This is a genomic window from Yeosuana aromativorans (genome assembly GCF_014646655.1).
GTDB classification, from domain to species: domain Bacteria; phylum Bacteroidota; class Bacteroidia; order Flavobacteriales; family Flavobacteriaceae; genus Yeosuana; species Yeosuana aromativorans.
Genome location: NZ_BMNR01000004.1, coordinates 16973 through 41151 on the forward strand (window position 1 = coordinate 16973; position 24179 = coordinate 41151).

At 34.1% G+C, this 24179-nt stretch carries 27 protein-coding genes and 2 tRNA genes; 20 read left to right on the plus strand and 9 right to left on the minus strand.

The annotated features are described in order from the left end of the window. The first annotated feature begins 42 nt into the window (after positions 1-42). Together IEW94_RS09155 and IEW94_RS09160 are read left to right on the plus strand one after the other, a co-directional pair. Positions 43-414, plus strand: coding sequence for an RNA-binding S4 domain-containing protein (locus IEW94_RS09155; RefSeq protein ID WP_188652254.1), 372 nt, complete (start codon positions 43-45; stop codon positions 412-414). Between the two features lie 119 nt (positions 415-533). Beyond that, positions 534-1037, plus strand: a complete 504-nt coding sequence (locus IEW94_RS09160) for a phosphoribosyltransferase family protein (protein ID WP_188652256.1) — start codon at positions 534-536, stop codon at positions 1035-1037. Here IEW94_RS09160 and IEW94_RS09165 read toward each other — a convergent pair. After that, positions 1029-1550 (minus strand): shikimate kinase, encoded by a 522-nt coding sequence (locus IEW94_RS09165; protein ID WP_188652258.1) that lies wholly within the window; start codon positions 1548-1550, stop codon positions 1029-1031. The genes IEW94_RS09160 and IEW94_RS09165 overlap by 9 nt on opposite strands. Before the next feature lie 126 nt (positions 1551-1676). Between IEW94_RS09165 and IEW94_RS09170 the strand changes: the two genes are divergently transcribed. The 7 genes from IEW94_RS09170 (at position 1677) to IEW94_RS09200 (ending at position 6942) form a co-directional block, all read left to right on the plus strand. Then, positions 1677-1749: transfer RNA gene (locus tag IEW94_RS09170), tRNA-Lys, on the plus strand. A 54-nt stretch (positions 1750-1803) separates the two neighbouring features. Beyond that, positions 1804-1888: transfer RNA gene (locus IEW94_RS09175), tRNA-Leu, on the plus strand. A gap of 78 nt (positions 1889-1966) precedes the next feature. Further along, positions 1967-2881: a MerR family transcriptional regulator gene (locus IEW94_RS09180; protein WP_188652260.1), complete on the plus strand. Its 915-nt coding sequence runs from the start codon at positions 1967-1969 to the stop codon at positions 2879-2881. A 42-nt stretch (positions 2882-2923) separates the two neighbouring features. Further along, on the plus strand, positions 2924-4384 hold the full coding sequence (crtID, locus tag IEW94_RS09185; RefSeq protein ID WP_188652262.1) for a bifunctional phytoene desaturase/3,4-desaturase: 1461 nt from the start codon (positions 2924-2926) through the stop codon (positions 4382-4384). 92 nt (positions 4385-4476) lie between these two features. After that, complete coding sequence (locus IEW94_RS09190; RefSeq protein WP_188652264.1) at positions 4477-5316, plus strand: phytoene/squalene synthase family protein; 840 nt, start codon at positions 4477-4479, stop codon at positions 5314-5316. A gap of 9 nt (positions 5317-5325) precedes the next feature. Continuing rightward, entirely contained in the window at positions 5326-5781 is a 456-nt protein-coding gene (locus IEW94_RS09195; RefSeq protein WP_188652266.1) for a sterol desaturase family protein, read from the plus strand. 9 nt (positions 5782-5790) lie between these two features. After that, positions 5791-6942 (plus strand): lycopene cyclase family protein, encoded by a 1152-nt coding sequence (locus IEW94_RS09200; protein WP_188652268.1) that lies wholly within the window; start codon positions 5791-5793, stop codon positions 6940-6942. Here the strand turns inward: IEW94_RS09200 and IEW94_RS09205 are convergent. The 5 genes from IEW94_RS09205 to IEW94_RS09225 all read right to left on the minus strand — a co-directional run bounded on the left by IEW94_RS09205 (position 6931) and on the right by IEW94_RS09225 (position 9542). Continuing rightward, positions 6931-7494, minus strand: coding sequence for a TlpA family protein disulfide reductase (locus tag IEW94_RS09205; RefSeq protein WP_188652270.1), 564 nt, complete (start codon positions 7492-7494; stop codon positions 6931-6933). The genes IEW94_RS09200 and IEW94_RS09205 overlap by 12 nt on opposite strands. Positions 7495-7602: 108 nt before the next feature. After that, on the minus strand, positions 7603-8031 hold the full coding sequence (locus tag IEW94_RS09210) for a DUF5606 family protein (RefSeq protein WP_188652272.1): 429 nt from the start codon (positions 8029-8031) through the stop codon (positions 7603-7605). A 54-nt stretch (positions 8032-8085) separates the two neighbouring features. Next, positions 8086-8676, minus strand: coding sequence for a peptide deformylase (gene def, locus IEW94_RS09215; protein ID WP_188652274.1), 591 nt, complete (start codon positions 8674-8676; stop codon positions 8086-8088). Positions 8677-8745: 69 nt separating this feature from the next. Beyond that, the gene (gene ruvX, locus IEW94_RS09220; RefSeq protein WP_188652276.1) at positions 8746-9156 is read right to left on the minus strand and encodes a Holliday junction resolvase RuvX; all 411 of its coding nucleotides are present in this window, start codon (positions 9154-9156) and stop codon (positions 8746-8748) included. Between the two features lie 92 nt (positions 9157-9248). Next, entirely contained in the window at positions 9249-9542 is a 294-nt protein-coding gene (locus IEW94_RS09225) for a hypothetical protein (protein WP_188652278.1), read from the minus strand. A 328-nt stretch (positions 9543-9870) separates the two neighbouring features. On the opposite strand from IEW94_RS09225, the gene IEW94_RS09230 reads away from it, so the two are divergent. Continuing rightward, positions 9871-10686: a 2,3,4,5-tetrahydropyridine-2,6-dicarboxylate N-succinyltransferase gene (locus IEW94_RS09230; RefSeq protein ID WP_188652280.1), complete on the plus strand. Its 816-nt coding sequence runs from the start codon at positions 9871-9873 to the stop codon at positions 10684-10686. 42 nt (positions 10687-10728) lie between these two features. Next, positions 10729-11850: a glycosyltransferase family 4 protein gene (locus tag IEW94_RS09235; RefSeq protein ID WP_188652282.1), complete on the plus strand. Its 1122-nt coding sequence runs from the start codon at positions 10729-10731 to the stop codon at positions 11848-11850. Here the strand turns inward: IEW94_RS09235 and IEW94_RS09240 are convergent, their stop codons facing one another. Beyond that, positions 11851-12666: a glycosyltransferase family 2 protein gene (locus IEW94_RS09240; protein WP_188652284.1), complete on the minus strand. Its 816-nt coding sequence runs from the start codon at positions 12664-12666 to the stop codon at positions 11851-11853. Between the two features lie 137 nt (positions 12667-12803). On the opposite strand from IEW94_RS09240, the gene IEW94_RS09245 reads away from it, so the two are divergent. Continuing rightward, positions 12804-13562 (plus strand): glycosyltransferase family 2 protein, encoded by a 759-nt coding sequence (locus IEW94_RS09245; protein ID WP_188652286.1) that lies wholly within the window; start codon positions 12804-12806, stop codon positions 13560-13562. Between the two features lies 1 nt (position 13563). Here the strand turns inward: IEW94_RS09245 and IEW94_RS09250 are convergent, their stop codons facing one another. Continuing rightward, positions 13564-14322: a lipopolysaccharide kinase InaA family protein gene (locus IEW94_RS09250; protein ID WP_188652288.1), complete on the minus strand. Its 759-nt coding sequence runs from the start codon at positions 14320-14322 to the stop codon at positions 13564-13566. A gap of 108 nt (positions 14323-14430) precedes the next feature. Between IEW94_RS09250 and IEW94_RS09255 the strand changes: the two genes are divergently transcribed. The 5 genes from IEW94_RS09255 to IEW94_RS09275 all read left to right on the plus strand — a co-directional run bounded on the left by IEW94_RS09255 (position 14431) and on the right by IEW94_RS09275 (position 18508). Then, positions 14431-14991 carry an L-threonylcarbamoyladenylate synthase gene (locus IEW94_RS09255; protein WP_188652290.1) on the plus strand — a complete coding sequence of 187 codons (561 nt, stop codon included), beginning with the start codon at positions 14431-14433 and terminating at the stop codon, positions 14989-14991. A 75-nt stretch (positions 14992-15066) separates the two neighbouring features. Then, positions 15067-16491 carry a CCA tRNA nucleotidyltransferase gene (locus IEW94_RS09260; protein WP_188652291.1) on the plus strand — a complete coding sequence of 475 codons (1425 nt, stop codon included), beginning with the start codon at positions 15067-15069 and terminating at the stop codon, positions 16489-16491. Then, positions 16491-16937, plus strand: a complete 447-nt coding sequence (locus tag IEW94_RS09265) for a GNAT family N-acetyltransferase (RefSeq protein ID WP_188652293.1) — start codon at positions 16491-16493, stop codon at positions 16935-16937. Before IEW94_RS09260 ends, IEW94_RS09265 begins: the two co-directional genes overlap by 1 nt. A gap of 4 nt (positions 16938-16941) precedes the next feature. After that, positions 16942-17958 (plus strand): COX15/CtaA family protein, encoded by a 1017-nt coding sequence (locus IEW94_RS09270; RefSeq protein ID WP_188652294.1) that lies wholly within the window; start codon positions 16942-16944, stop codon positions 17956-17958. 37 nt (positions 17959-17995) lie between these two features. Continuing rightward, positions 17996-18508, plus strand: a complete 513-nt coding sequence (locus IEW94_RS09275; RefSeq protein WP_188652296.1) for an IS1096 element passenger TnpR family protein — start codon at positions 17996-17998, stop codon at positions 18506-18508. Between the two features lie 3 nt (positions 18509-18511). Here IEW94_RS09275 and IEW94_RS09280 read toward each other — a convergent pair whose 3' ends face one another. Beyond that, positions 18512-19573 (minus strand): hypothetical protein, encoded by a 1062-nt coding sequence (locus tag IEW94_RS09280; RefSeq protein WP_188652298.1) that lies wholly within the window; start codon positions 19571-19573, stop codon positions 18512-18514. 122 nt (positions 19574-19695) lie between these two features. On the opposite strand from IEW94_RS09280, the gene IEW94_RS09285 reads away from it, so the two are divergent. Genes IEW94_RS09285 through IEW94_RS09295 form a run of 3 tightly spaced genes read left to right on the plus strand, consistent with a single transcriptional unit; the run spans position 19696 to position 24163 of the window. Further along, positions 19696-20592, plus strand: a complete 897-nt coding sequence (locus IEW94_RS09285; protein WP_188652300.1) for an ABC transporter ATP-binding protein — start codon at positions 19696-19698, stop codon at positions 20590-20592. 1 nt (position 20593) lies between these two features. After that, a complete protein-coding gene (locus IEW94_RS09290; RefSeq protein ID WP_188652301.1) occupies positions 20594-21424 on the plus strand; it encodes an ABC transporter permease in 831 nt (276 codons plus the stop codon). A 27-nt stretch (positions 21425-21451) separates the two neighbouring features. Beyond that, positions 21452-24163 carry a T9SS type B sorting domain-containing protein gene (locus tag IEW94_RS09295; protein ID WP_188652303.1) on the plus strand — a complete coding sequence of 904 codons (2712 nt, stop codon included), beginning with the start codon at positions 21452-21454 and terminating at the stop codon, positions 24161-24163. The last annotated feature ends 16 nt before the right edge of the window (positions 24164-24179 follow it).

Genomic DNA, 24179 nt, shown 5'->3' on the forward strand with positions numbered 1-24179 from the left:
AATTTTGCATAACAACATTAACGTAGTTTTCACAATAATTATATGCGAATAGATAAGTATTTATGGTGCATGAGGTATTACAAAACCAGAACACTTGCTACAACAGCCTGCAGGAAAGGGCATGTAAAAATCAATAAGGAAGTTGCCAAACCAAGCAGAGAGGTTTTTCCTCAAGACCAAGTTGATGTTAGAAAAGATCAGATTAACTACCAACTCATTGTGAATGATATCCCCGAAAGCAGAGTTGGCGCCAAACTGGTTGATATCTATAGGACTGACAAAACGCCCAAAGACCAATTTGAAGCTCAAGAACTATTAAAATATTCAAAAGATTATTACAGAAAAAAAGGTGTTGGCAGACCAACTAAAAAAGATAGACGCGATATTGACAATTTTAATGATGAAACATCCTAGGCGTAAATTTAGTCACACACCAAAAATATTTACAAGGATGTTCTATCTGTCCTCTGAAAAAAATAAGATATACAGATAAAAATGAGTAATTTTATATTTTAATTTAACATATTACAACCATGACCGTTGAAAAAAACATTATTCTAAACCATAATGAGATACAGCACAAAATAAGACGTATTGCTTTTCAAATCTATGAGAACAATGTCAATGAGAAAGAAATTATTTTAGCTGGAATAGACAAAAACGGTTATGTGTTCGCTAAAAAATTGAAAACAGTTCTCCAAAAAATATCTGACATCAACCCTGTTTTGTGCAAAGTCAGTATCAATAAGAAAAACCCACTAGAAGCAATACGGACATCTATTCCTTCCAGTGAATATGAAAACAAATCATTGATTCTTGTTGATGATGTATTAAATTCTGGAACTACTTTAATATATGGTGTCAAGCATTTTTTGAATGTGCCGCTAAAACAATTTAAAACGGCTGTACTTGTTAACCGAAACCATAAAAAATATCCTGTTAAGGCTGATTTCAAGGGCATTTCGTTATCAACTTCCTTGCATGAACATGTCCATGTTATTCTAGAAGGGAAAGTTTTTGAGGCTTACTTAGATTAAAGCATTAAGCAGTTCTTTAATAATTTCTTTTTTGGACTTATTATCTATCAATATCTTATAATTAGCGCGATCGTAATAAGGCGACCTTTCAAACAGATGTTTTCCAATAAATTCCTTAAGCTCATCCTCTGTTTTTAAATGTGAAAGTAAAGGACGCTTGCTTTTTTTGGTCTTTAACCTATCGACCAAGTGAGATAATGACGCCTTTAAATAAAAACTTTTAACATGGCTAACTTGCAGGATAACATCCATATTATTCCCATAACAAGGTGTACCACCACCAACTGACAATACAACATCATTTTCTTTATTAATGATATTGTTAAGATATGTTGTTTCAGCTTTTCTGAAATAAAGCTCTCCTTTCTTTTTAAAAATGTCTTTCACAGGCATTCCTTCTTCATGTTCTATATAATCATCCAAATCAATGAACTTATAATGTAGTTTTTTAGCCAAAAGCTTTCCTAAAGTTGACTTACCAGAAGCCATATACCCAATTAAAATTATGATCATGAATTTGTTATAAATTGATTATTAAAAACATACCTAAAAGCTTGGCAAAAAAACAAAAATTTCTTCAAAAAAAGTATGGTTTTATAAATTAAACATTTTATATTTGCACCCTCATTAGAGAAACAAGACCTGGTAGCTCAGTTGGTAGAGCATCTCCCTTTTAAGGAGAGGGTCCTGGGTTCGAGCCCCAGCCCGGTCACAAAAAAGTTAAGCATTTATAGCTTAACTTTTTTTATTTTTACATCATTCATTTGCGCACGTGGCGGAATTGGTAGACGCGCCAGCTTGAGGGGCTGGTATTCGCTTAGAATGTGGAAGTTCGAGTCTTCTCGTGCGCACTTTTTTAAATTTTATTCACTTCAAATATATTTATTCAAATATTTTACATAATATTGTTTAACTTTTTTTTGATAAAAATGAACAATATTAAAACCGAGTTTAGCATAAAAGATCTTGAAAACCTGAGTGGAATCAAAGCTCACACTATAAGGATTTGGGAAAAACGCTATGATTTATTCCAGCCCAAAAGAACAGACACCAACATTAGATATTATTCAACAGAAAGTCTTCAGAAGGTTTTGAATGTTGCTTTCCTCAACAATAATGGTTATAAGATTTCCAAAATATCTAAACTCAGTAATGAAGATATTTCCTCACTCGTAAAAGAAATTGCATCAAAAGAACTTAGCAAAAATGACCATAGCATAAACGATTTAAAACTGGCTATGCTAACTTTTGACCAGCAATTGTTTTCCAAAACCTATAAAGAATTAATAGATAAAAAGCCTTTTAAAGACGTTTTTTATGACGCTTTTATACCACTTTTAAATGAGATAGGTCTTTTGTGGCAAACAGATACCATTACTCCAGCGCATGAACATTTTATTTCAACTCGTATCAAACAAAAAATTTTATTGAATATTGAGAAGACTCAAGATACTCCTAAAAATAATTGCAAAAAAACATTTGTGTTCTTTCTTCCTGAGAATGAAATTCATGATATAGGACTGCTCTTCATTGACTACAAGTTGATCAACAAAGGCTACGAGACGCTATTTTTAGGGCAAAGTATTCCAACCGATAACTTAAAAGATGTACTGAAATTTTTTGATGATATAATTTTTATCACTTACTTCACGGTTAAACCAGTTAAAGAAGATATTGATGATTATTTGGATGACTTTTACAACAAACTATTAAAAAACAAGAGCAATGAGTTATGGGTTTTGGGCTATTTGATTAAACACATAGATACAAATAATATACCTGACCAAATCACTCCTTTTACTTCAATAAAAAAATTAATCAGTAATTTAAAAAATATAAGTTAAATATTGTTATTTTGTTTAACTTTTTAGTATTTTTGTTAAACAATGAAAGTAACAATAATTGGTTCTGGGTTCTCATCATTAGCTGCTTCATGCTATCTGGCTAAAAGCGGATATGATGTCACTATTTTCGAAAAAAACAAAACAATTGGAGGCCGTGCCAGGCAGCTAATCAAAGATGGATTTACGTTTGATATTGGACCCACTTGGTATTGGATGCCAGATGTTTTTGAACGATTTTTTTCAGATTTTGGCAAATCACCCGCTGATTATTATACTCTTGAAAAACTAAACCCGGCCTACAGTGTCTATTTTGGTATTAATGATTACATAACTATTGAAGACACGTTAGATAAAATATGCATTGCTTTTGAAAAAGAAGAAAAAGGCTCCTCCAAAAAGCTTAAAAAATTCATTGAAAACGCAAAGAGCAATTATGATATTGCTATCAAAGACTTGGTTTATAACCCAGGTGTTTCTCCATTAGAATTGGTCACTGTTGAAACATTTAAAAAAATCAATCAGTTTTTTAGCAATATTAAACGAGATGTTAGAAAGGAGTTTAAAAATCAAAGACTTGTCAAAATTCTTGAGTTTCCTGTGCTTTTTTTAGGTGCAAAGCCCAGTGACACGCCTTCCTTTTACAGTTTCATGAATTATGCCGATTTTGGTTTGGGAACGTTTCACCCAAAAAAAGGAATGTACCAAGTTATCTTGGCTCTGGAATCTTTAGCAAAGGAACTTGGTGTGACCATACAAACCGAGAGTCCTGTTGACAACATACTCATTGAAGACGGAGAAGCTAAAGGCATTGTTTCCAACGGAAAAACGTACAAAAGTGATATTGTTTTAAGTGGTGCAGATTATCATCATACCGAAACTTTATTAGACCAACCGTACAGACAATATTCAGAAAGCTATTGGAGCAAAAAAACATTTGCTCCTTCTTCCCTTCTGTTTTATGTAGGGTTTGATAAAAAAATAGCTAACGTGAATCATCACACCCTTTTTTTTGATGTTGATTTTGACCTGCATGCCGAAGCGATTTATGACAATCCAAAATGGCCTGACGAACCATTGTTCTACGCTAGTTTTCCAAGCAAAACAGACGCCAATTCAGTCCCAGACGGGCAAGAAGCTGCTATTTTTTTAATTCCGTTGGCTCCAGGTTTAGAAGATACACCTGCCTTAAGAGAAGCTTATTTTGAAAAAATAATGACTCGTTTTGAAACATTAACATCACAAATTATAAAAAATCATGTTATATTTAAAGAGTCCTTTTGTATCAATGATTTTATAAAAGATTACAATTCGTACAAAGGGAATGCTTATGGAATGGCCAATACCTTAATGCAAACTGCTTTTTTAAGGCCTAAACTAAAAAGTAAAAAAGTAAAAAATCTTTTTTTTACAGGACAATTAACCGTACCAGGACCTGGCGTTCCACCGTCTTTGATATCCGGAAAGTTAGTAGCTGATTTAATAACCAAATATCATAAATTATAGAAATGAAATGTGCCATAAAAATCAATATTTATCAACCAAAATGATTTTTGGCAAATTACATCTGACCTATAAAAACCAATAAATTCAAACAGATGAAAGCATTATTTGATACCGCTTCATACCATTGCAGTAAGATTGTTACCAAAACTTACAGCACCTCGTTTTCGTTAGCTACCAAAATGTTGGCTAAGTCCATCAGGGATGATATTTACAATATTTATGGATTTGTCAGGTTTGCTGATGAAATTGTAGATTCATTTCATGATTATGACAAGAAAACGTTGTTTGAAAATTTTTCAAGGGATTTAGAAGATGCTTTACAAAACAAGATAAGTTTGAACCCAATTTTAAACTCATTTCAATATACATATCACAAATATGGAATTGACAAACATTTAGTGGATTCGTTCATGCAAAGTATGCGTATGGATCTTCATAAATCAAAATATCTTACCGAAGAAGAATTCAAAACTTATATTTATGGTTCTGCCGATGTTGTTGGGCTTATGTGCTTAAAGGTTTTTGTGAATGGTGATAATACCCGATATAATGAATTAAAGGATTCTGCCATGGCATTGGGTTCAGCCTTTCAAAAGGTAAATTTTTTAAGGGATTTAAAAGCAGACCACGAAGGGTTGAACAGAAGTTATTTCCCTAACACTGACTTGAACAATCTTGACGAAAACTCAAAACTAGATATTATAAATGATATTGAAGCTGATTTTGCAAAAGGCCTAAACGGCATCAAAATGTTGCCTATTGAGGCTAAATTTGGCGTCTTCATGGCTTATAGATATTACAGTCAATTATTGAAAAAACTTAAAAAAACACCCGCTTTACAAATAAAACATGCCAGAATACGTGTGGCCAATCATAAAAAAATAGAGTTGTTAATGCGCAGTTATGTTAAATATCAATTAAATTTAATGTAATTTTATAGTATGCAAACAGTGTATTGGATATTGGTTTTTGTTGGGGTTTTCTGCTTCATGGAATTTATGGCCTGGTTTACCCATAAATACATCATGCATGGGTTTTTGTGGAGTTTGCATAAAGACCATCACAAAAAAGATCATGGCGGTTGGTTTGAGCGCAATGACGCGTTTTTTATCTTCTACGCTGTTGTAAGTATGATCTGCTTTTATTTGTGGAGTTATGAGAATATCTGGTTTGGCCTCCCGATTGGTTTAGGAATTATGGCCTATGGTGCTGCTTATTTTCTTGTTCATGACATCTTTATCCACCAACGTTTTAAATTGTTCAGAAATGCCAATGGTTGGTATGCTAAAGGTGTAAGGAGAGCACATAAAATACACCATAAACATCTAGGCAAAGAGGACGGCGAATGTTTTGGTATGCTTGTAGTTCCCTTTAAATACTTCAAACAAAAATCATAAAAGTATTCCATGTCATTACATAATCATTTCAATTACATCATTATTGGAAATGGTTTGGCTGGTTTACAATTAGCTATAGAGTTATCAAATGACCCGTTTTTTGATGATAAGCAAATTGCTTTAATTGACAAATCGCAGAAAGACACCAATGATAAAACGTGGTGTTTTTGGGAAAAAGGCTATGGGAAATGGGATTCTGTTGTCAGTAATACTTGGGATTCAGCATTATTTTACTCCTCCAAAAAAAAAATAGACTTGAACCTAGAACCATACACCTACAAGATGGTCCGCTCAATCGATTTTTACAAGCAAGCCAAAAGCATATTATCACAAAAAAATAATATCCATTTTATAATTGACGATGTTATTTGTGTTGAAGAAAAAAAACCAGTTGTTGTTACAACTAAAAAGGGTTTGTATACAGCAGACCATGTTTTTGACAGTAGAATTAATCCTGATTTTTTCAATAAAAAAAATAATTACATCAGAATCAACCAACATTTTAAAGGCTGGATTATAGAAAGTGAAACGGATGTTTTTAACACCCATTCATTTACCATGATGGATTACCGTTTAAAAGATGGTGAACAAACAGCTTTTACTTACGTTCTACCCTTTTCAAAAACAAAAGCGTTAATAGAATTCACTTATTTCACGCCGCATTTAGTTGGAGACAGTGTATATAATAAATATCTCAAGCAATATATTTCAGATGTATTAAACATTGAAACCTATACGGTGTTAGAAGTTGAAACAGGTAATATACCCATGACCAATTTTCCGTTTTCAAAAGAATCTTCTGAACATATCACAAAAATCGGTACTGCTGGCGGTTGGATAAAAGGCTCAACTGGTTATTCATTTAAGCATACCGAAAAAAAAGTAGCAAAAATTATCGGCAATCTAAAGCAGAATAATATGCCATCAAAAGGGTTATACAACACAAGGCATACTTTTTATGACGCCGTGTTTTTAAACGTATTAAAAAACAACAATGACAAAGGCGAATGGATTTTTGAACAATTTTATTCTAAAAACACCATTGAAACCATGTTTCGTTTTTTAGATGATGAATCCTCGTTCTCTGAAGATTTTAAAATCATGCAATCATTGTTTTCGGTACCCTTTATTAAAGCCTTTTTTAAAACGCTATTGTTTTAACAGCCCATCAATGGTTGTTCTCACTTTATTACTGTTCCAATTGGCAGCTCCACTTTCATCAATAATGATATTCCCATTTCTGTCTATCAAAAACGTTCTGGGAATGGTTGACACATCAAACAATTCAGACTCATTCTTTAGCGGCCTGTACGCTTTGAAAGTATAGTTGTTTTGCTCTAAAAACGGGTTGATTTCACTATACCAGTCAGTGGTTACAAACAAAAATTCAACCTGATTATGATAATCGTTATAGAGTGATTGCAAACTTGGCATTTCGGCAATACAAGGTGGGCACCAAGTGGCCCAGAAATTAATTAAAACCACTTTGCCTTTTGTTTGTTCAAAATCAAAAACATGGCCAGCTTCATCCTGTAATTTCCAATCGTAACTTTTTAAAACAGTTAATTTCTCTTTGCTTTCTAAAGATGGACTAATTAAAGCCATTCCTTTGTTCAAAAAAATCTGAATTGGTTTTCTGGTTTGTGGAATAAGAAGAACTGCTATAACCAATATAAAAGCCAGATTGCTTATTTGTGATTTTGATAATTTCATAGATAAAAGATTCTTTTCAAGATTAAGACGAAAGCATTTAACAAATCTAACAAGAAAATAAAAAGCCTCCTGAATTCAGGAGGCTTTTTATAGGCTATAAATCTATTTTTATTCTTCTTCATCAGATGTATTGTCAGCATCATCAGCTTTCAATAAATCCAACATGTTATGCTCTTGAAGCAAATTATACCATTGTATTACTTTTTTAATATCGCTGGCATATACTCTATCTTCATCATACTCTGGCAAAATTTCAAAAAAGTACTCTTCAAGCCTGTCTTTACTGTCTTTTGGACTCACACTTGCTTGCTTTCCTTGCTCTTTTTCGTTTATTTTACTAAAAACATCTCTCAAAGGCACTTCTTCTGTCAATGTGTATATAGCAATCTCACTCAATACGCTTACATTTTGTTGCACATTTACTGATAGACGTTTGTTGTCCAGCAAGGATTCTGCCACAAAACCACCACGAGTTTGGGCAATGAGTTTAAACAATCCTGGCTTTCCGGCAATAGCTATTATTTTTTCTAAGCTCATAAATTATTTTTAAAAAAAGGCAAATATCACTTCTTTGCTAATGTTATCCTAGTATTATCGTTTCTTTTTTTGATCGGGAAAACGCATTCTATAATCAACATTTATTTTGCCTTTAGAGATGTTGGTTAATTTCCCTTTTAATAAACGTTTTTTAAAGGCAGATAACTTGTCAGTAAACAGAATACCGTCAATATGATCATATTCATGCTGTATGACCCTAGCTATCAAACCTTCATATTGCTCAACATGTTTTTCAAAATTCTCATCAACATATTCAATAGTCAGTTTTGGTTGCCTAAAGACATCTTCCCTTACATCCGGAATACTCAAACACCCTTCATTAAAGGCCCATTCATCGCCTTCTTCTTTAGTTATTTTAGCATTGATAAACACCTTTTTAAAATCCTTTAAACTGTTTTTTTCGTCTTCTGACAAACCCTCATCTTCAGAAAACGGAGATGTGTCAATAACAAACAGACGGATTGGCAACCCTATCTGAGGCGCCGCCAAACCAACACCATAAGCATTGTACATGGTCTCAAACATATTTGAGATAAGTCCATCAAGGTTTGGATACTCTTTGGTTATTGGTGTTGCCATTGTTCTTAAAACAGGATCACCATATGCTACAATTGGTAAAATCATAGTTACTTTTTGATAATTTTATGCAAAAATACAATACTTAAGATTTATTGCGCTCTTTTAAGGAAAAAATCACTTTGAATATAGATAGCTTTGAAGAATAAGTGTAGCACTAATCTCGTCAACAAGTGCCTTGTTTTTACGTTGCTGCTTTTTCAAGCCACTGTCTATCATGGTCTGAAATGCCATTTTTGAGGTAAACCGTTCATCAACTCTCTTAATTTCTATACTTGGAAATGCTTTTTCCAATTTTTTAATAAATGGCGCTATATGTTTTTCACTTTCTGAAGGTGAGTTGTCCATTTGCTTTGGCTCTCCAACCAAAAACAATTCAATCGTTTCTTTTTGGGTATAATCTTTTAAAAAGGACATCAGCTCACTTGTAGCAACCGTAGTAAGCCCCGATGCAATAATTTGCAGGTCATCTGTAACAGCCAGGCCTGTCCTTTTCAATCCATAATCTATTGCTACAATTCGTCCCATGTTTTTAATTTGGTCAAAAATAAGCAATAAAAAAAAAAGATTGTCATTTCTGACAATCTTCCTTATATAGATATAGATATGAATAATTGATATTAAGCTACTATTTCTTTGTAAATTTTTGGGAACAACAAATTAATGTTTTCAAGATTTCTATCACGGTTTAAAAGAATTCTAATATCACTGGCTGCACGAGCAATGATTTTGTTATTAGAATCTGTATTCTCATTTGCATTAAATTCAATTGAATCTTGAATAGTTAATGAAACTGTATTATTTACATGTAATTCATTTACAGATACAACTTTTAAAGAAGTAGACTTTTCTTGAGCGTTAGCATAAGAGAAAGAAAGTAAGAAGAATAAAAATATGTAAAAATTTGTTTTCATTTGATTTGGGTTATTTTGATGGTTCAAATATATATACACATAAAGCCTTGCACACAAAAAATTAGTTGTAACCATGCGGATTTTCGATGATTAGAGATAGTACATATTTTTATCGATAAACAGATAAAACGTTGCTTTTTAAGGTTCAAATACTCTCAAAATGCATTTCACCGATAAATAATTTTATTTAAAAGGAAAAATCAATAAAAAAAGCGCCCTGTTTAACCATAAAAAACATGCTTTTCATCCTTAAATAAAATTTATATTAAGGCCTTAACCTTTGTATTTTGAACATACATACTATCTTTGCCAAAAAAGAAAGTAACCAATGACACAATTACAACAAATCATAGAAAAAGCTTGGGATGACAGAACCCTTTTAAAAGAAGACGAAACAACCAACGCTATTAGAGAAGTTATTTCGTTAATAGATTCTGGAAAATTGAGGGTTGCAGAACCAATTGCTGATGGTTGGCAGGTTAACGAATGGGTAAAAAAAGCGGTGGTTTTATATTTCCCTATACAAAACATGGAAACTATTGAAGTAGGCCCATTTGAATTTCATGATAAAATACCTTTGAAAACCGGGTATAAAGAAAAAGGCATCCGTGTAGTACCACATGCTGTTGCAAGACATGGTGCTTATATTTCAAAAGGTACTATTTTAATGCCTAGTTATGTGAATATTGGTGCGTATGTAGATGAAGGCACCATGGTTGACACTTGGGCTACCGTGGGTAGTTGTGCTCAAATTGGCAAAAACGTGCATTTATCAGGTGGTGTTGGTATTGGTGGTGTATTGGAACCTTTACAAGCTGCTCCTGTTATTATAGAAGACAATGCTTTTATTGGTTCACGTTGTATTGTAGTTGAAGGTGTTCGCGTGGAAACCGAAGCTGTTTTGGGTGCTAATGTGGTTTTAACCATGAGTACCAAAATTATTGATGTCACAGGAAAGACACCTGTAGAATATAAAGGTCGGGTTCCAGCTCGTTCTGTAGTGATTCCAGGAAGTTACACCAAAACATTTGCAGCAGGGGACTATCAAGTGCCTTGTGCATTGATTATTGGAAAACGCAAAGAAAGTACCGATAAGAAGACCTCGTTAAACAACGCACTTCGTGAAAACGATGTGGCTGTTTAGTTTTAAGTTTTCACATTTATAAAGTAATAAAACACTGTATCAATGCGCATTTGTATCACTCGTTCAGAAAAACATGCTTACTCCGAAACTTTCATACGTGACCAGATTGCAGGTTTTTCTGAACTAGCTGATGTTTTCACAATCCATAGCGGACGTTTTCCTGAGAGACAAGAAGATGGGACACTATTAAGCCCAAAAGCTTTTTGGATACTTCACAAAGTGATAAAAACGTTCGTTGGCAGAAATAATTTTTTTAGTAATTATGGTGTAAAAAAATACCTGCACAATAATTCAATTGATGTGGTTTTGGCTAATTATGGAATATCGGCCTCACATATGGTGCCTGTTTGCAAGGCCTTAAACATTCCTTTACTTGTTATTTTTCACGGTCATGACGCAACAAACAAAAAAACACTGCATAAATACAAAAAGAAATACAACAAGCTTTTTGATTATGCCGCTTCAGTAATTGTTGTTTCAGAGGAAATGAAAAAAGGATTGATGAAAATTGGAGCACCAGAAGAAAAAATAAGAGTCGTTCCATGTGGTGTAGACATCACGAAATTTCAACCAGAAACTAACATAAAGAAAAAGAAAAACTTTCTTGCTGTTGGTAGATTCACTGCTAAAAAGGGACCTCTTTATACCATTCGTGCATTTCATCAAGTTTTTCAAAAATTCCCAGACGCCACACTTACTATGGTTGGTAAACAAAACGGACTTTATGACGAGTGTGTAAAATTAATAGCTGATCTTGGCATGCAGAATTCCGTTATTTTCACTGGTGTTTTAAATCAAACTGAAATTTCCAGTTTAATGCAATCTTCATTGGCATTTGTTCAACATTCGGTTACTGCACCTAATGGAGACATGGAAGGTACACCGGTTAGCATTATGGAAGCCAGTGCTTCTGGATTACCTATTATTAGCACTCTTCATGGTGGAATTAAAGATGCCGTTATTCATAATGAAACAGGTTATTTAGTTGAAGAGACCAATTATAAGGATATGGCCAATTATATGATAAAACTTTTTGAAAACCCTGAAACGGCTGAAAAACTTGGTTTAAATGGTCGGGAGCATATCGAGAAAAATTATCATCAAAAAAAGCAAATTACTAAGCTTTATAATTTGGCCAAAGAAGCTATTGAAGATAAGAAATAGTTATTTTTTGACTATACCATAATCCGTCCACTTCTTTTTTTCGTTTTTTGTGGCTGCCCGTATCTCTAAATTTTTATTTATGGATTCTGGCGTTTTATAACCTCGTTTGTGGTCCAAATGAACACAAATGGCACTGTATCTAATTTGCTTGGATTTAATACCCAAATTAAATAAACGCTCACCAAGTTCTCTATCTTGCCCACCGTATTGCATGCGTTCATCAAAACCATTAACAGCAACAATATCTTGCTTCCAACCTGAAGCATTATGGCCATTCCAACTAGCATTGGTTGGTGTTAAAGCATTCAACAGTTCAGACTTCAAGCCTTTTGAAGTCAATTTGTTATTTTTAAATGACCGCTTTAAACCATTATCTGATAACCACTTTAAATCAAAACAGTTTCCTGATAAAATATCCTCTTTATTTATCTTTAATGAAATATCCATTGGCAACATAAAATAACCGCCAGATAAAAAATAACCCTTTTGTTTATATTGGTTGTGGACTTCAAGAAAATCGGCTCTCGGGATGCAATCGCCATCACTCATCACAATATAATCGGCTTTGCAGGCCTCAATCGCTTTATTTAAAATCCTGGATTTTTGAAAACCCTCATCTTCCTGCCATACATGGTTGATATCCAAAATACCCTTGGCTTTAAAATCTTCAATCAGTTCTTTTGTTTTTGGCCCAGAACCATCATCGGCAATAACAATTTCAAAATTCTTAAACGATTGACAACTGTAGCCCCAAAGAACTTTTTCAAGCCAAGCTTCGGCATTATACGTGCTAATTATGACAGATATATCAGGCATTTTTGTCTTGTGGAAATCCATTATAAATATTTGGGCAAATTATGAAAAGTAGTTCTAATACAAAAAATAAAAAACTAATACTTTATCTTTGCCGCTTATACATCGTTAAGCCTTTAAAAATAAACAAAATCCAATCAATGATTAAACTTTCAGCAGTCATCATCACCTATAACGAAGAAGAACATTTAGAAAAATGTTTAAGTTCCTTAGTTGGTGTAGCTGATGAAATTATTGTAGTGGACTCGTTTTCAACCGATAAAACACCAGAGATCTGTAAGCATTTCAATGTAACCTTTCATCAACACGCCTTTGAAGGCTATATTGAGCAAAAAAACTATGCGATTTCCTTGGCTAACCATAATTATATTTTATCGCTTGATGGTGATGAAGCCCTTTCAGAAACCCTAAAAACCAGCATTTTAAGTGTTAAGGCCAATTGGCAGTTAGATGGTTACTATTGCAACAGACTGAACAACTATTGTGGACAATGGATTAAACACTCTGATTGGTATCCAGATAAAAAATTAAGACTATTTAAAAAAGGAAGTGGTGAGTGGAAAGGCATCAATCCGCATGATACCTACACGTTGAAAAAAGGACTTACATCTGGCAAATTAAAAGGCGATTTACTGCATTGGATTTATAGGGATTATTCTGAACACAATTTGAAAATTGAAAAATTCTCAACCATTGCCGCCCATGCCTATTATAAACTAGGGAAAAAATCGTCTATCTGGAAAATCTTATACAGACCGACCTGGGCTTTTTTTAAAGCGTATTTTTTAAGATTGGGGTTTTTAGATGGATTGAATGGATGGGTTATTTGTGTTCAAACCTATAATGTGACGTTTTTAAAATACGTAAAACTTTATAGACTTTGGAACCCAAAGGCTTAATTTACTTTTTCCCTAAAAGTTTCTTTTTCAATCGCTTTTTTCGATGAAATTTCTCCTGAAACGCTTCTGTTTCTTGCCACATCAAATCAAATATCGCATTGTAATCCTCACCGGAGCATTTGGCATATTCATCACTCATAACGGCAACCATGGATTTATGAATGGTCAATCGTGAGAAATTTTTAATCCGGGTTTCAAAATCCATTGGGCCAAAATGCATTCTGTTTAAATCTACTAAATAAAATTTATAACCCCCATTATCAATCTTTATCAATGTGTTTCCAGGAGAGTGATCCAAAAAATGAATATTCTTTTGGTGTAAACTATAGGTAAACCTTGTAAACGCTCTTAAAATAGCCTCGTGATTTGGAATGTTAAAATCTTTGGTGAGTTCCCTGTAGGTCATATCACAATCCAAATGTTCGCTCACATAAAAACTCTTACCAAACAGAAAAGGACTTGTGTATTCAAAATATGCTATGGGTTTGGGGGTTCCAACACCTAATTCCATCAATTTATTGGCATATTCAAAAGACCGTTCAGCCTTGCTTTTTCTAAAAAACCTATAAACAATCTTGTTAATGGCATTGGGAGTTTTAAAGGCTTTAATGTTCAATTTTAATCCATTGACTTTTATGATTTTAATAACGTTTCTATCGCCTACGCCTCCTTCTAAACTATCAAAATCATGAATAATGTTATTCAATTTCAATTTGAAATTATCATCTAACTCTTCATTAAAAACTTTTGTTTCCTTCATTCAAATAAATTCAACGTGCAAATTGCTTATTGATACAACCAGTATTTTAAGGCAATTCATTAAAATTTGTGTTGTAAATTTGTACCAAGCAAATATATGATTCAAAAAATGAATGAGGAAATAAATAATGCATTACAAACCTTAAAAGCCGGTGGACTTATTCTTTTCCCTACAGATACGGTTTGGGGTATTGGCTGTGATGCTCAAAACAGCAATGCGATTGAACATATTTATAAATTAAAACAACGTCATGACAGCAAAGCTTTGATTTGTTTGGTTGCTGATGATCGCATGCTTAAAAAATATGTCAAAAAAATCCCTGAAGCCGCTTTAAATATTATGGATGTTACCGATAAACCAACCACAATTATTTATGATGATGCTCAAAATTTGGCACCCAATTTAATTGCTGAAGACGGCTCTATTGCCATACGAATTCCAGATGATGATTTTTGTTTTCAATTATTACGGCGTTTTAATGGCGCCATCGTTTCAACCTCGGCTAATATCAGTGGTTTTCCAACACCAAAATCATTTAAAGAAATATCACAAGAGGTTTTAAAAGGTGTAGACTATGTTGTAAATTTGCACCACGAAAAAATTTGCAGCAAACCATCATCCATTATCAAGTTGGGTAATGGTGGACAAGTTAAGGTTATAAGGGCATAAAAACTCAAATTTCAAGAACCAAATTCCAATATAAGCTGGTTTGGAATTTGGAATTTGATTATTGAAATTTAATTGATGAATTACAAAGACGCTTTACAACATCCCATTTTTAAGATTATATCACAATCTTCCAAAGAACTAGACCAAGAAAGCTATGTTATTGGTGGGTTTGTTAGGGATTTTATGTTGCAACGCGGACTGCCCAAAGATATTGATATCGTTACCGTTGGAGACGGTATTAAACTAGCTAAACAGGTTTCTAGAAACCTTCCTGAAAAACCAAAGGTACAAGTCTTCAAAACGTATGGCACGGCCATGCTGCACCATGAGGGTACAGAAATAGAGTTTGTTGGTGCCAGAAAAGAATCCTACAGTGAAAACAGCAGAAACCCTGAAGTTGAAAACGGCACCCTTGAAGATGACCAAAACAGGCGTGATTTTACTATAAACGCTTTGGCTTTAAACTTAAATAAAGACCATTTTGGTGAGTTGCTTGACCCTTTTAATGGAATTCAAGATTTGAAGAACAAAATCATTAGAACACCTTTAAATCCTGATATTACGTATAGTGACGACCCATTGCGTATGATGCGTGCCATCAGGTTTTCTACCCAATTGCAGTTTAATATTGAAGACACTTCGTTAGAGGCAATTTCAAAAAATAGCCATAGAATTAAAATTATAACCAATGAGCGGATTGTTGTTGAACTCAACAAAATTCTGGAAAGCGAAAAACCGTCTGTTGGATTTATTTTACTTGAAAAAACAGGATTATTAGACTATATCTTACCAGAATTGACCGTCTTAAAAGGTATTGATGAAATTGAAGGACAGCGCCACAAAGATAATTTTTACCACACTCTTGAAGTGGTTGATAACATCTCGAAAAGTACCGATAATCTTTGGCTCCGTTGGGCTGCCTTGTTGCACGATATTGGGAAAGCACCTACCAAAAAATTCAATAAAAAAGTGGGCTGGACCTTTCATGGACATGAATTTGAAGGCTCAAAAATGGTGTATCATTTATTCAAACGCCTAAAAATGCCATTGAATGATTCCATGAAATTTGTCCAAAAAATGGTGTTTATGAGTTCCAGACCCATCGTATTGGCCAATGATGAAGTGACCGATTCTGCGGTAAGACGTCTCGTGTTTGATGCTGGTGATTATGTGGATGACTTAATGACGCTTTGTGAAGCCGATATCACTACAAAAAACCCTAAAAAATTCAATAAATACCATAACAATTTTAAAATTGTTAGAGAGAAAATCATTGAAGTTGAGGAGCGTGATCATATTAGAAATTTCCAACCACCTATTTCTGGCGAGGTCATTATGGGAACCTTCAACTTAAAACCTTCAAAAGAAATTGGGATTATCAAAGAAGCCATAAAAGAAGCCATACTTGAAGGCGAAATTCCCAATGACTATGAGGCGGCCTATCAATTAATGCTGAAAGAGGGTAAACGGCTAGGTTTAATTGTCAATAACCACAATTGATGAAACTCGTTAGAACAAATTCTGAAAATCCAGATTTTATCAATCTAGTTAAAGATTTGGATGCCTATTTAAAAGTGATTGATGGTGATGAGCATGCTTTTTACAAACAATATAACAATATAGATGTTTTAAAACACACAGTTGTAGCCTACCTAAATGAAAAACCTGTAGGTTGTGGCGCCTTTAAAAAATTTGACAAGGACTGTGTTGAAATAAAACGCATGTTTACTGATATTACGGTCAGAGGAAAAGGTATCGCTACAAAAATATTAAGTGAATTGGAGATTTGGGCTTCAGAACTAAATTACAAATCTTGTATTTTAGAAACTGGCATTCGACAAGTGGAAGCCGTAAATTTTTACAAAAAGAACCAGTACACAATAATCCCAAATTACGGACAATATATAAATATTTCAAATAGTTTATGTTTTAAAAAAATGCTTTAACAATATGAAAAAGGATAACAAAAAAGTCATTTATTGGCTATTGACAGGTTGTTTATTAATATTCATTATGGTTGTTGTTGGCGGCATTACACGGCTCACACATTCTGGTTTGTCCATTTCAAATTACAAATTGATTTCCGGAGTCATTCCGCCCATGAACGACATCGAATGGCAACAAGCATTTGATTTGTATAAACAATATCCTGAATATCAAAAACTCAACAATCACTTCAACCTTCAGGATTTTAAGGACATTTACTTTTGGGAATGGTTGCACCGTCTAATAGGTCGTCTTATAGGTTTGGTGTTTTTTATTCCGTTTTTATACTTTTTAATCACCAAACAACTTTCAAAACCAACCATCAAAAAAGCAGTTATTTTATTGGGGCTTGGAGCCTTTCAGGGGTTTATGGGTTGGTATATGGTAAAAAGCGGTTTGGTTGACAATCCAGATGTTAGCCATTACAGGTTAGCGGCCCATTTAATGACCGCATTTATCACCTTTGCTTACACCTTTTGGGTGGCACTGGATTTAATGTTTCCAACCAAAAAAGAGGTTAATATTGATTTCAGAAATTTAATACGTTGGGGATTGGCCGTTTTATTGCTTCAAATTACCTATGGTGCTTTTGTGGCTGGCTTGGATGCTGGTTTTATACACAACCATTGGCCCATGATGAGCGAAGGCAAGTTTATGCACCCTACTGTTTATACAGAGCAACATCCATTTTATAAAAACCTTATTGAAGGGAAGAGCGGCGTTCAATTTGTGCACCGCATGATTGCCTATGTAGTTGTTATTTTTGTATTTGCCATTTGGTTTAAATCAAGAAAACTACAATTGACCACTTTACAATCAAAAGGTATAAACGCATTGCTGATTATGGTAGGCATCCAATTTTTACTGGGCGTATTCACCATTTTATTGCAAGTTCCGGTTTGGTTGGGAGTAGCTCATCAAGTGGGCGCTTTTTTCTTACTTAGCACTATGGTATTTACGTTGCACCGGTTTAGTAAATAATTCAAAAAAACGTACATTTGTAGCTTAATTCATTATTATGATTTACAGGTTTAGGGTCATTCTTGACAATGATACTGACGAAGATATTTTTCGTGATTTAGAGATCAGGGAAACCGATACTCTAGAAGATTTGCACAATATCATAACACAGTCTTTTGGTTTTGATGGAACGGAAATGGCTTCCTTTTACATCAGTGACGACATGTGGAACCAAGGCGAGGAGATTTCGTTGTTTGACTTAAGCGAAGACGCCTCGGTGCGCTTAATGAACGAGACGGCCATTAACAGTGTTGTTCATGAAATGCAGCCCAAACTAATTTATGTATATGACTTCTATAGTTTGTGGACCTTTTTTGTGGAATTGGCTGAAATAGTTGATGAAACCGAAGGTGCTAGCTACCCAAACCTCATGTTTGTAAAAGGGCAAATTCCTGATACAGCTCCTGAAAAACTCTTTGAAGCTGAAACCTTTGATGAGTTCGATGAATTTGAAGATGACCTGGATATTGACGACTATGACAATTTGGATTTTGACGAAAACTGGAATTAAATCTTAATACCAATTATTAACATTCACATTTTCGTAGTTCCTAAGCACATAAGCCAAGGCGTTTTTTATGATATCTCCCATTGATTTACAACGCTTGAATTTTACGTCCATAGTGTATTCATAAATCTTTGATTTAAGCGAATCTATATTTTCTTTGGTTGAAATGGTATCAACAACCATGCATTCCAGCAAATGCTCAATCCTATCATGGTAGCTTTTTAAACGCTTTGCGATGATAGAACGTTCTTCTATTTTATATTGATCAATGGAGAGTTTCTGAAAGCTGTCAGAAACCAATTTTACCATGATGGCATTTTCCTTGAAAAACTGAGGGCGATAAATGTTCATTTTTCCTTCATAAGATTGCTGATCAAAATCGATGGCTCTAATTTTATACACAACTTGATCAAAATCATGGGTTGGCACAATTACGTAATTGTAGGAACGCATATCGCCAAGTAACCGAATCATACAGCGTTCATTGAACTTTACAAACTCTTTGGCTATCTGCGATTTTTCAGATTTAGTACAGGTTTCCAGCATGTTCTTGATAAATTCATCTCCTGGAATTCCTGAGATATGCTCTTCAATTAATGTGTCCTTATAAACTAAAAAATTTAAGTTGTATGGAGATAGCATATGCTCAAGCTCCAACCCATAAATACGGGAAGCATCTGCCTTTTTTACATAAAAATAGGTAAAGTTATCGTTCAAGATATTCCTGACTTTTATTCTGAAAGGCTTGGAATTCCCAAAGGTACAGTAATCAATGGCATCTACATTAAGAAATGGTATAGAGCTTTCATTACCATCAGAATGCAAAATGGTATATACTTTTTTAAGGCTTAAATCAATTTCCTCTCGTTCAAATTCACTGTAATAAACACGAATCCAAAGTGTGTCATTTTCAAACTTGTCATAAACCGTCACAGAACCTTGAAACCTAAGCAAATCTTCATAAAAAATAGGAAGCTTTATGTTTCTGTTATATTCTGAAAGATACTCATGTAACTCTACACTTACAGGATACGATGGTTTTTTCTTTGAAATTTTTAAATCTTCCATTATAAAACTATTGATATTTAAACCTTATTTTTATAAAGTTATTTGTAACAAATTTACGCAACTATCGTCATATTTTTTAACTAACCTGTTGAATTTACCTCAACATATAAAAATAAAACAACTTGGAGCCAATCCTAACAATCAACAATCTAACAAAAAAATTTGGTTATTTAACCGCTGTTAAAGATTTATCCTTTACCATCAACAAAGGCAATGTTTACGGTATTTTAGGACCTAACGGAAGTGGCAAATCCACAACGTTGGGCATCGTGCTTAACGTGGTCAATAAAACTTCTGGGGACTTTCATTGGTTTGACGGCAAGACATCTACGCATAATGCCTTAAAAAAAGTGGGAGCTATTATTGAACGCCCCAACTTTTATCCATATATGACGGCTTATCAAAATTTGAAATTGGTATGCCAAATAAAAGAAGTTGACTACAGTAAAATTGAAGAAAAGCTTGAAATTGTTGAATTACTGGACAGAAAAGACAGCAAATTCAGTACGTTTTCATTGGGAATGAAACAGCGTTTGGCCATTGCCTCTGCCCTTTTAAATGATCCTGAAATTTTAATTCTGGATGAGCCAACCAATGGCTTGGATCCGAAAGGAATCCATCAAATTAGGGAAATCATAAAAGAAATTGCCAGTAATGGCACCACCATTTTATTAGCCTCACATTTGCTTGATGAAGTGGAAAAAGTCTGCACACATGTTGTTGTTCTGAGAAAAGGTGAAAAATTGTATTCTGGTAGAGTTGATGAAATGATATCCAGTTACGGCTTTTTTGAACTTAAATGTGATAAACAAGATGAATTGGTTACGTTTTTAGAAAGTCATGGTTCTTTTGGAACTGTAAAGGTCAAGGACCGTTTAATTACGGCGTTTCTAAATGAACCTCTAGAATCTGCTTCTTTTAATAAATTACTGTTTGAACAAGGCTTTGTATTGTCACATTTAGTGCAACGCAAAGAAAGCTTGGAAGAGCAATTCCTAACATTAACCAACAACAAATAATATGTACCGATTACTCAATATAGAATTTCAAAAATTAAAACACAGCAGAGCTAGTAAAATTTTAATTATCACCTATTTTGTTCTGCTGACCTCCATAGCACTGATAGCTGCCATTAAGTTTGATATTGGCCCCATAAAGTTCCATTTGGCCGAAATGGGCATCTTCAACTTCCCTTATATTTGGCATTTTAACAGTTACATTGCTGCCATTTTTAAATTGTTTTTAGCCATTGTCATTGTTTCCATGATGGCTAATGAATACAGCAATAAAACCTTAAAGCAAAATCTTATTGATGGACTGAGCAAAAAGGAATTTATATTATCTAAATTCTACACAGTCATCGTGTTTGCTTTGATTTCTACAGTCTTTTTATTTGTTGTATCAATGATTTTAGGCTTATGCTTTTCAAATTATACTGAACTGAGCATCATTTTTTCTGATATGGAATTTTTGTTGGCATTTTTCATCAAACTAGTTGGGTTCTTTTCTTTTTGTTTATTTCTGGGCATTTTGGTAAAACGTTCTGCTTTTGCACTAGGTTTTCTGTTTGTATGGCAGTTCATTGAAGGCATTGCCTTTGGGATATTACGATGGAAAACCGATGCAGAAACCGCCACAAGTGTGATGCAATTTTTCCCTTTAAACTCCATGTCTAATTTAATCAAACAACCGTTTTCACGCCTAAGCGCCGTTCAATCCGTGGCCAATCAAGTGGGAGAAAAATTTGATTTTGATTATGCGGTCCACTGGTATGAAATAGCTATTGTTTTGGCTTGGACTGCCATATTTATCGTTTTATCGTACAGATTGTTAAAAATGCGCGATTTGTAATATCTTTTGATAGCTTTGCTGTTGAAGATGAAAAAAATTACGCTAGCCATAGTATGTTGTCTTATTAGTGTTATAGCATTCTGTCAAAGTGAGGCTGCCAACTGGTATTTTGGTTATGGTGGCGGGATTCGCTTTAACCAAAGCAATAATACCATTACATCACTTGATGACGGTCAATTATTCACCAATGAAGGCTGCACCTCCATTTCTGATGATTCAGGGAATTTGTTGTTTTATACGGATGGCTCTAGGGTGTGGAACAAAAATCACTCTGTCATGCCCAATGGGTACGGACTCTATGGAGACTCGTCCAGCACACAATCTGCCATTATTGTTCCAAAACCCAATGACCCAAACATATACTACATATTTACTGTTGATAATTGGTTGGATGATATTAATCATGGATTAAGCTATTCCGAAGTTGATATGTCACTTGATAATGGTTTGGGCAACATAACCGTTAAAAACGTCAACTTATTACAAGAAAGTTCTGAAAAAATAACAGCTGTTTTAAAAGATTGTATCTCCAAATCCATTTGGGTCTTAACCTTTGCTTCGGAAAACGGAACCAGTAGTTTTTTTAACACCTTTCATGCTTTTGAAATTAGCAGTGCAGGCATTAACACCACATCAGTAAAATCAACGTTTAATGATATATCCATTCAAGATGCTAGAGGGTATTTAAAATTATCTCCAGATGGCACAAAAGTAGCATGCGCCAATGTGGTTGACGGATTGTTTTTATATGATTTTGATACGGCTACGGGTAAACTAAGCAACAAACAACAATTAAGCATATCTGGCAAAAACAGATTCCCTTATGGTGTGGAATTTTCACCAAACAGCCAACTGCTTTATGTTCATGCTTCCAATAATTTTTTTAGCAATGATTTTGCCGAAGCTGAAAATCCAACCAATCACAGTTCAGACTTAATACAATACAACCTCTTAGCCGCAAATGTTCAGGCCTCTGCAACCATCGTCGATTCCAGAAATTTGTACAGAGGCGGCTTACAGTTAGGTCCTGATGGTAAAATATACAGAGCCTTAAGCGCAACTTACAACAAAGGTTTACCTTATCTTGGAGTCATAAACAATCCTGATAATTTAGGTGTATCCTGTAATTACAAACACAACGCCATTAATCTTACTCCAAACCAATCAGCACAAGGGCTGCCTCCATTTATTGCGTCATTTTTCAATACTCAAATTGACATCATTAAAAATGGCGAGAGCAGTATTAATTTAGCACTCTGTGATGGAGACACCTACCTGCTTACTTCTGAAGATTTACCTGGCGCAACCTATTCATGGACAAAAGATGGCAATCCATTGCCTGAAACAAGCTTTAATTTAGAAGTATCCAGTAGTGGTCATTATGAAGTTTATATTGATCCTAATAATGGTGACTGTGCCATTGAAGGGCAAGCATATGTGATTTTCAACGAAAACCCAGAAGCATTTAATACAACATTGATTCAATGTGATGAGGATGGTACCAAAGATGGCCTTACAGAATTCAATCTTAACGAGGCTAATGAGGCGTTAACGGGTGGTGTTCAAAATCTATCCACTAAGTTTTATGCAGACACTTCAAGACTGAATGAAATACCAAATCCCAGTTCATTCAGCAATGTTACAAATCCACAAACTATTTATGTAGAAGTCATTAATGATTTAACAGGTTGCACTAGTGATGCCGAACTTCTTTTGGATGTAAGTGTAACCGACTCTAATGATAGTGAACTGATTGCTTGTGATGATGATGGTACAGAAGATGGATTTGTAGAATTTAATTTGAAACAAGCTGATTCTGAAATTATCTCAGGCCTTCCTGTTGGTTTAGATATAGCTTATTATGAAACATACGAGAATGCTTTATTGGAACAAAACAGTCTAAATCCGCTGTTTACAAACACCATTCCGTATTCTCAAATTATTTACGCCAGAGTTGAAAACGTTAATAACTGCTATGGTATAAGTGAGCTAAAATTGACCGTAAACAAACTACCTGACATCAAAACTACCGATACTGTTTATTACTGCCTAAACACCTTTCCTGAAACCATTACACTAAACGCAGGAATAATTAACGATTCTCCTAATAATTATAGTTATGTTTGGAATACCGGTGAGACCAGTTATGAGATAGAAGTCAATGAACCTGGAACTTATACCGTTACGGTTACAAATGCTAACAACTGTTCAAAAGAACGAAACATTGTTGTTGAAGCATCCAATATTGCAACCATTCAATCCATTGATGTTGTTGATGCTTCACAAAACAATATGATTACCGTTTTGGTTTCTGGTGAAGGCAATTATGAATACCGACTATTGGACAGCAATAACGTAGTGGCAGCCCCTTACCAAGAAAGCAACGTGTTTGAAAATGTATCGCCGGGCATTTACACTGTGTTTGTTAAAGACATTAAGAACAATTGTGGCAGTATTAACTATAAAGTTTCGGTTATAGGCTTTCCAAAATTCTTTACACCAAACAATGACGGAAAAAATGATACTTGGCAAGTGTATGGCGTTTCTGATGTTTTTCAACCAAATTCCAAAATATTTATTTTTGACCGGTTTGGGAAATTGCTCAAGCAAATAAGCCCTTCAGGTAAAGGTTGGGACGGCACATTTAACGGCGCAAAACTACCAACGGATGATTATTGGTTTTCTGTAACGCTTCAAGATGGAAGGATTTTTAAAAGCCATTTTACGCTAAAAAATTGAAATTAGATAGCTTAAA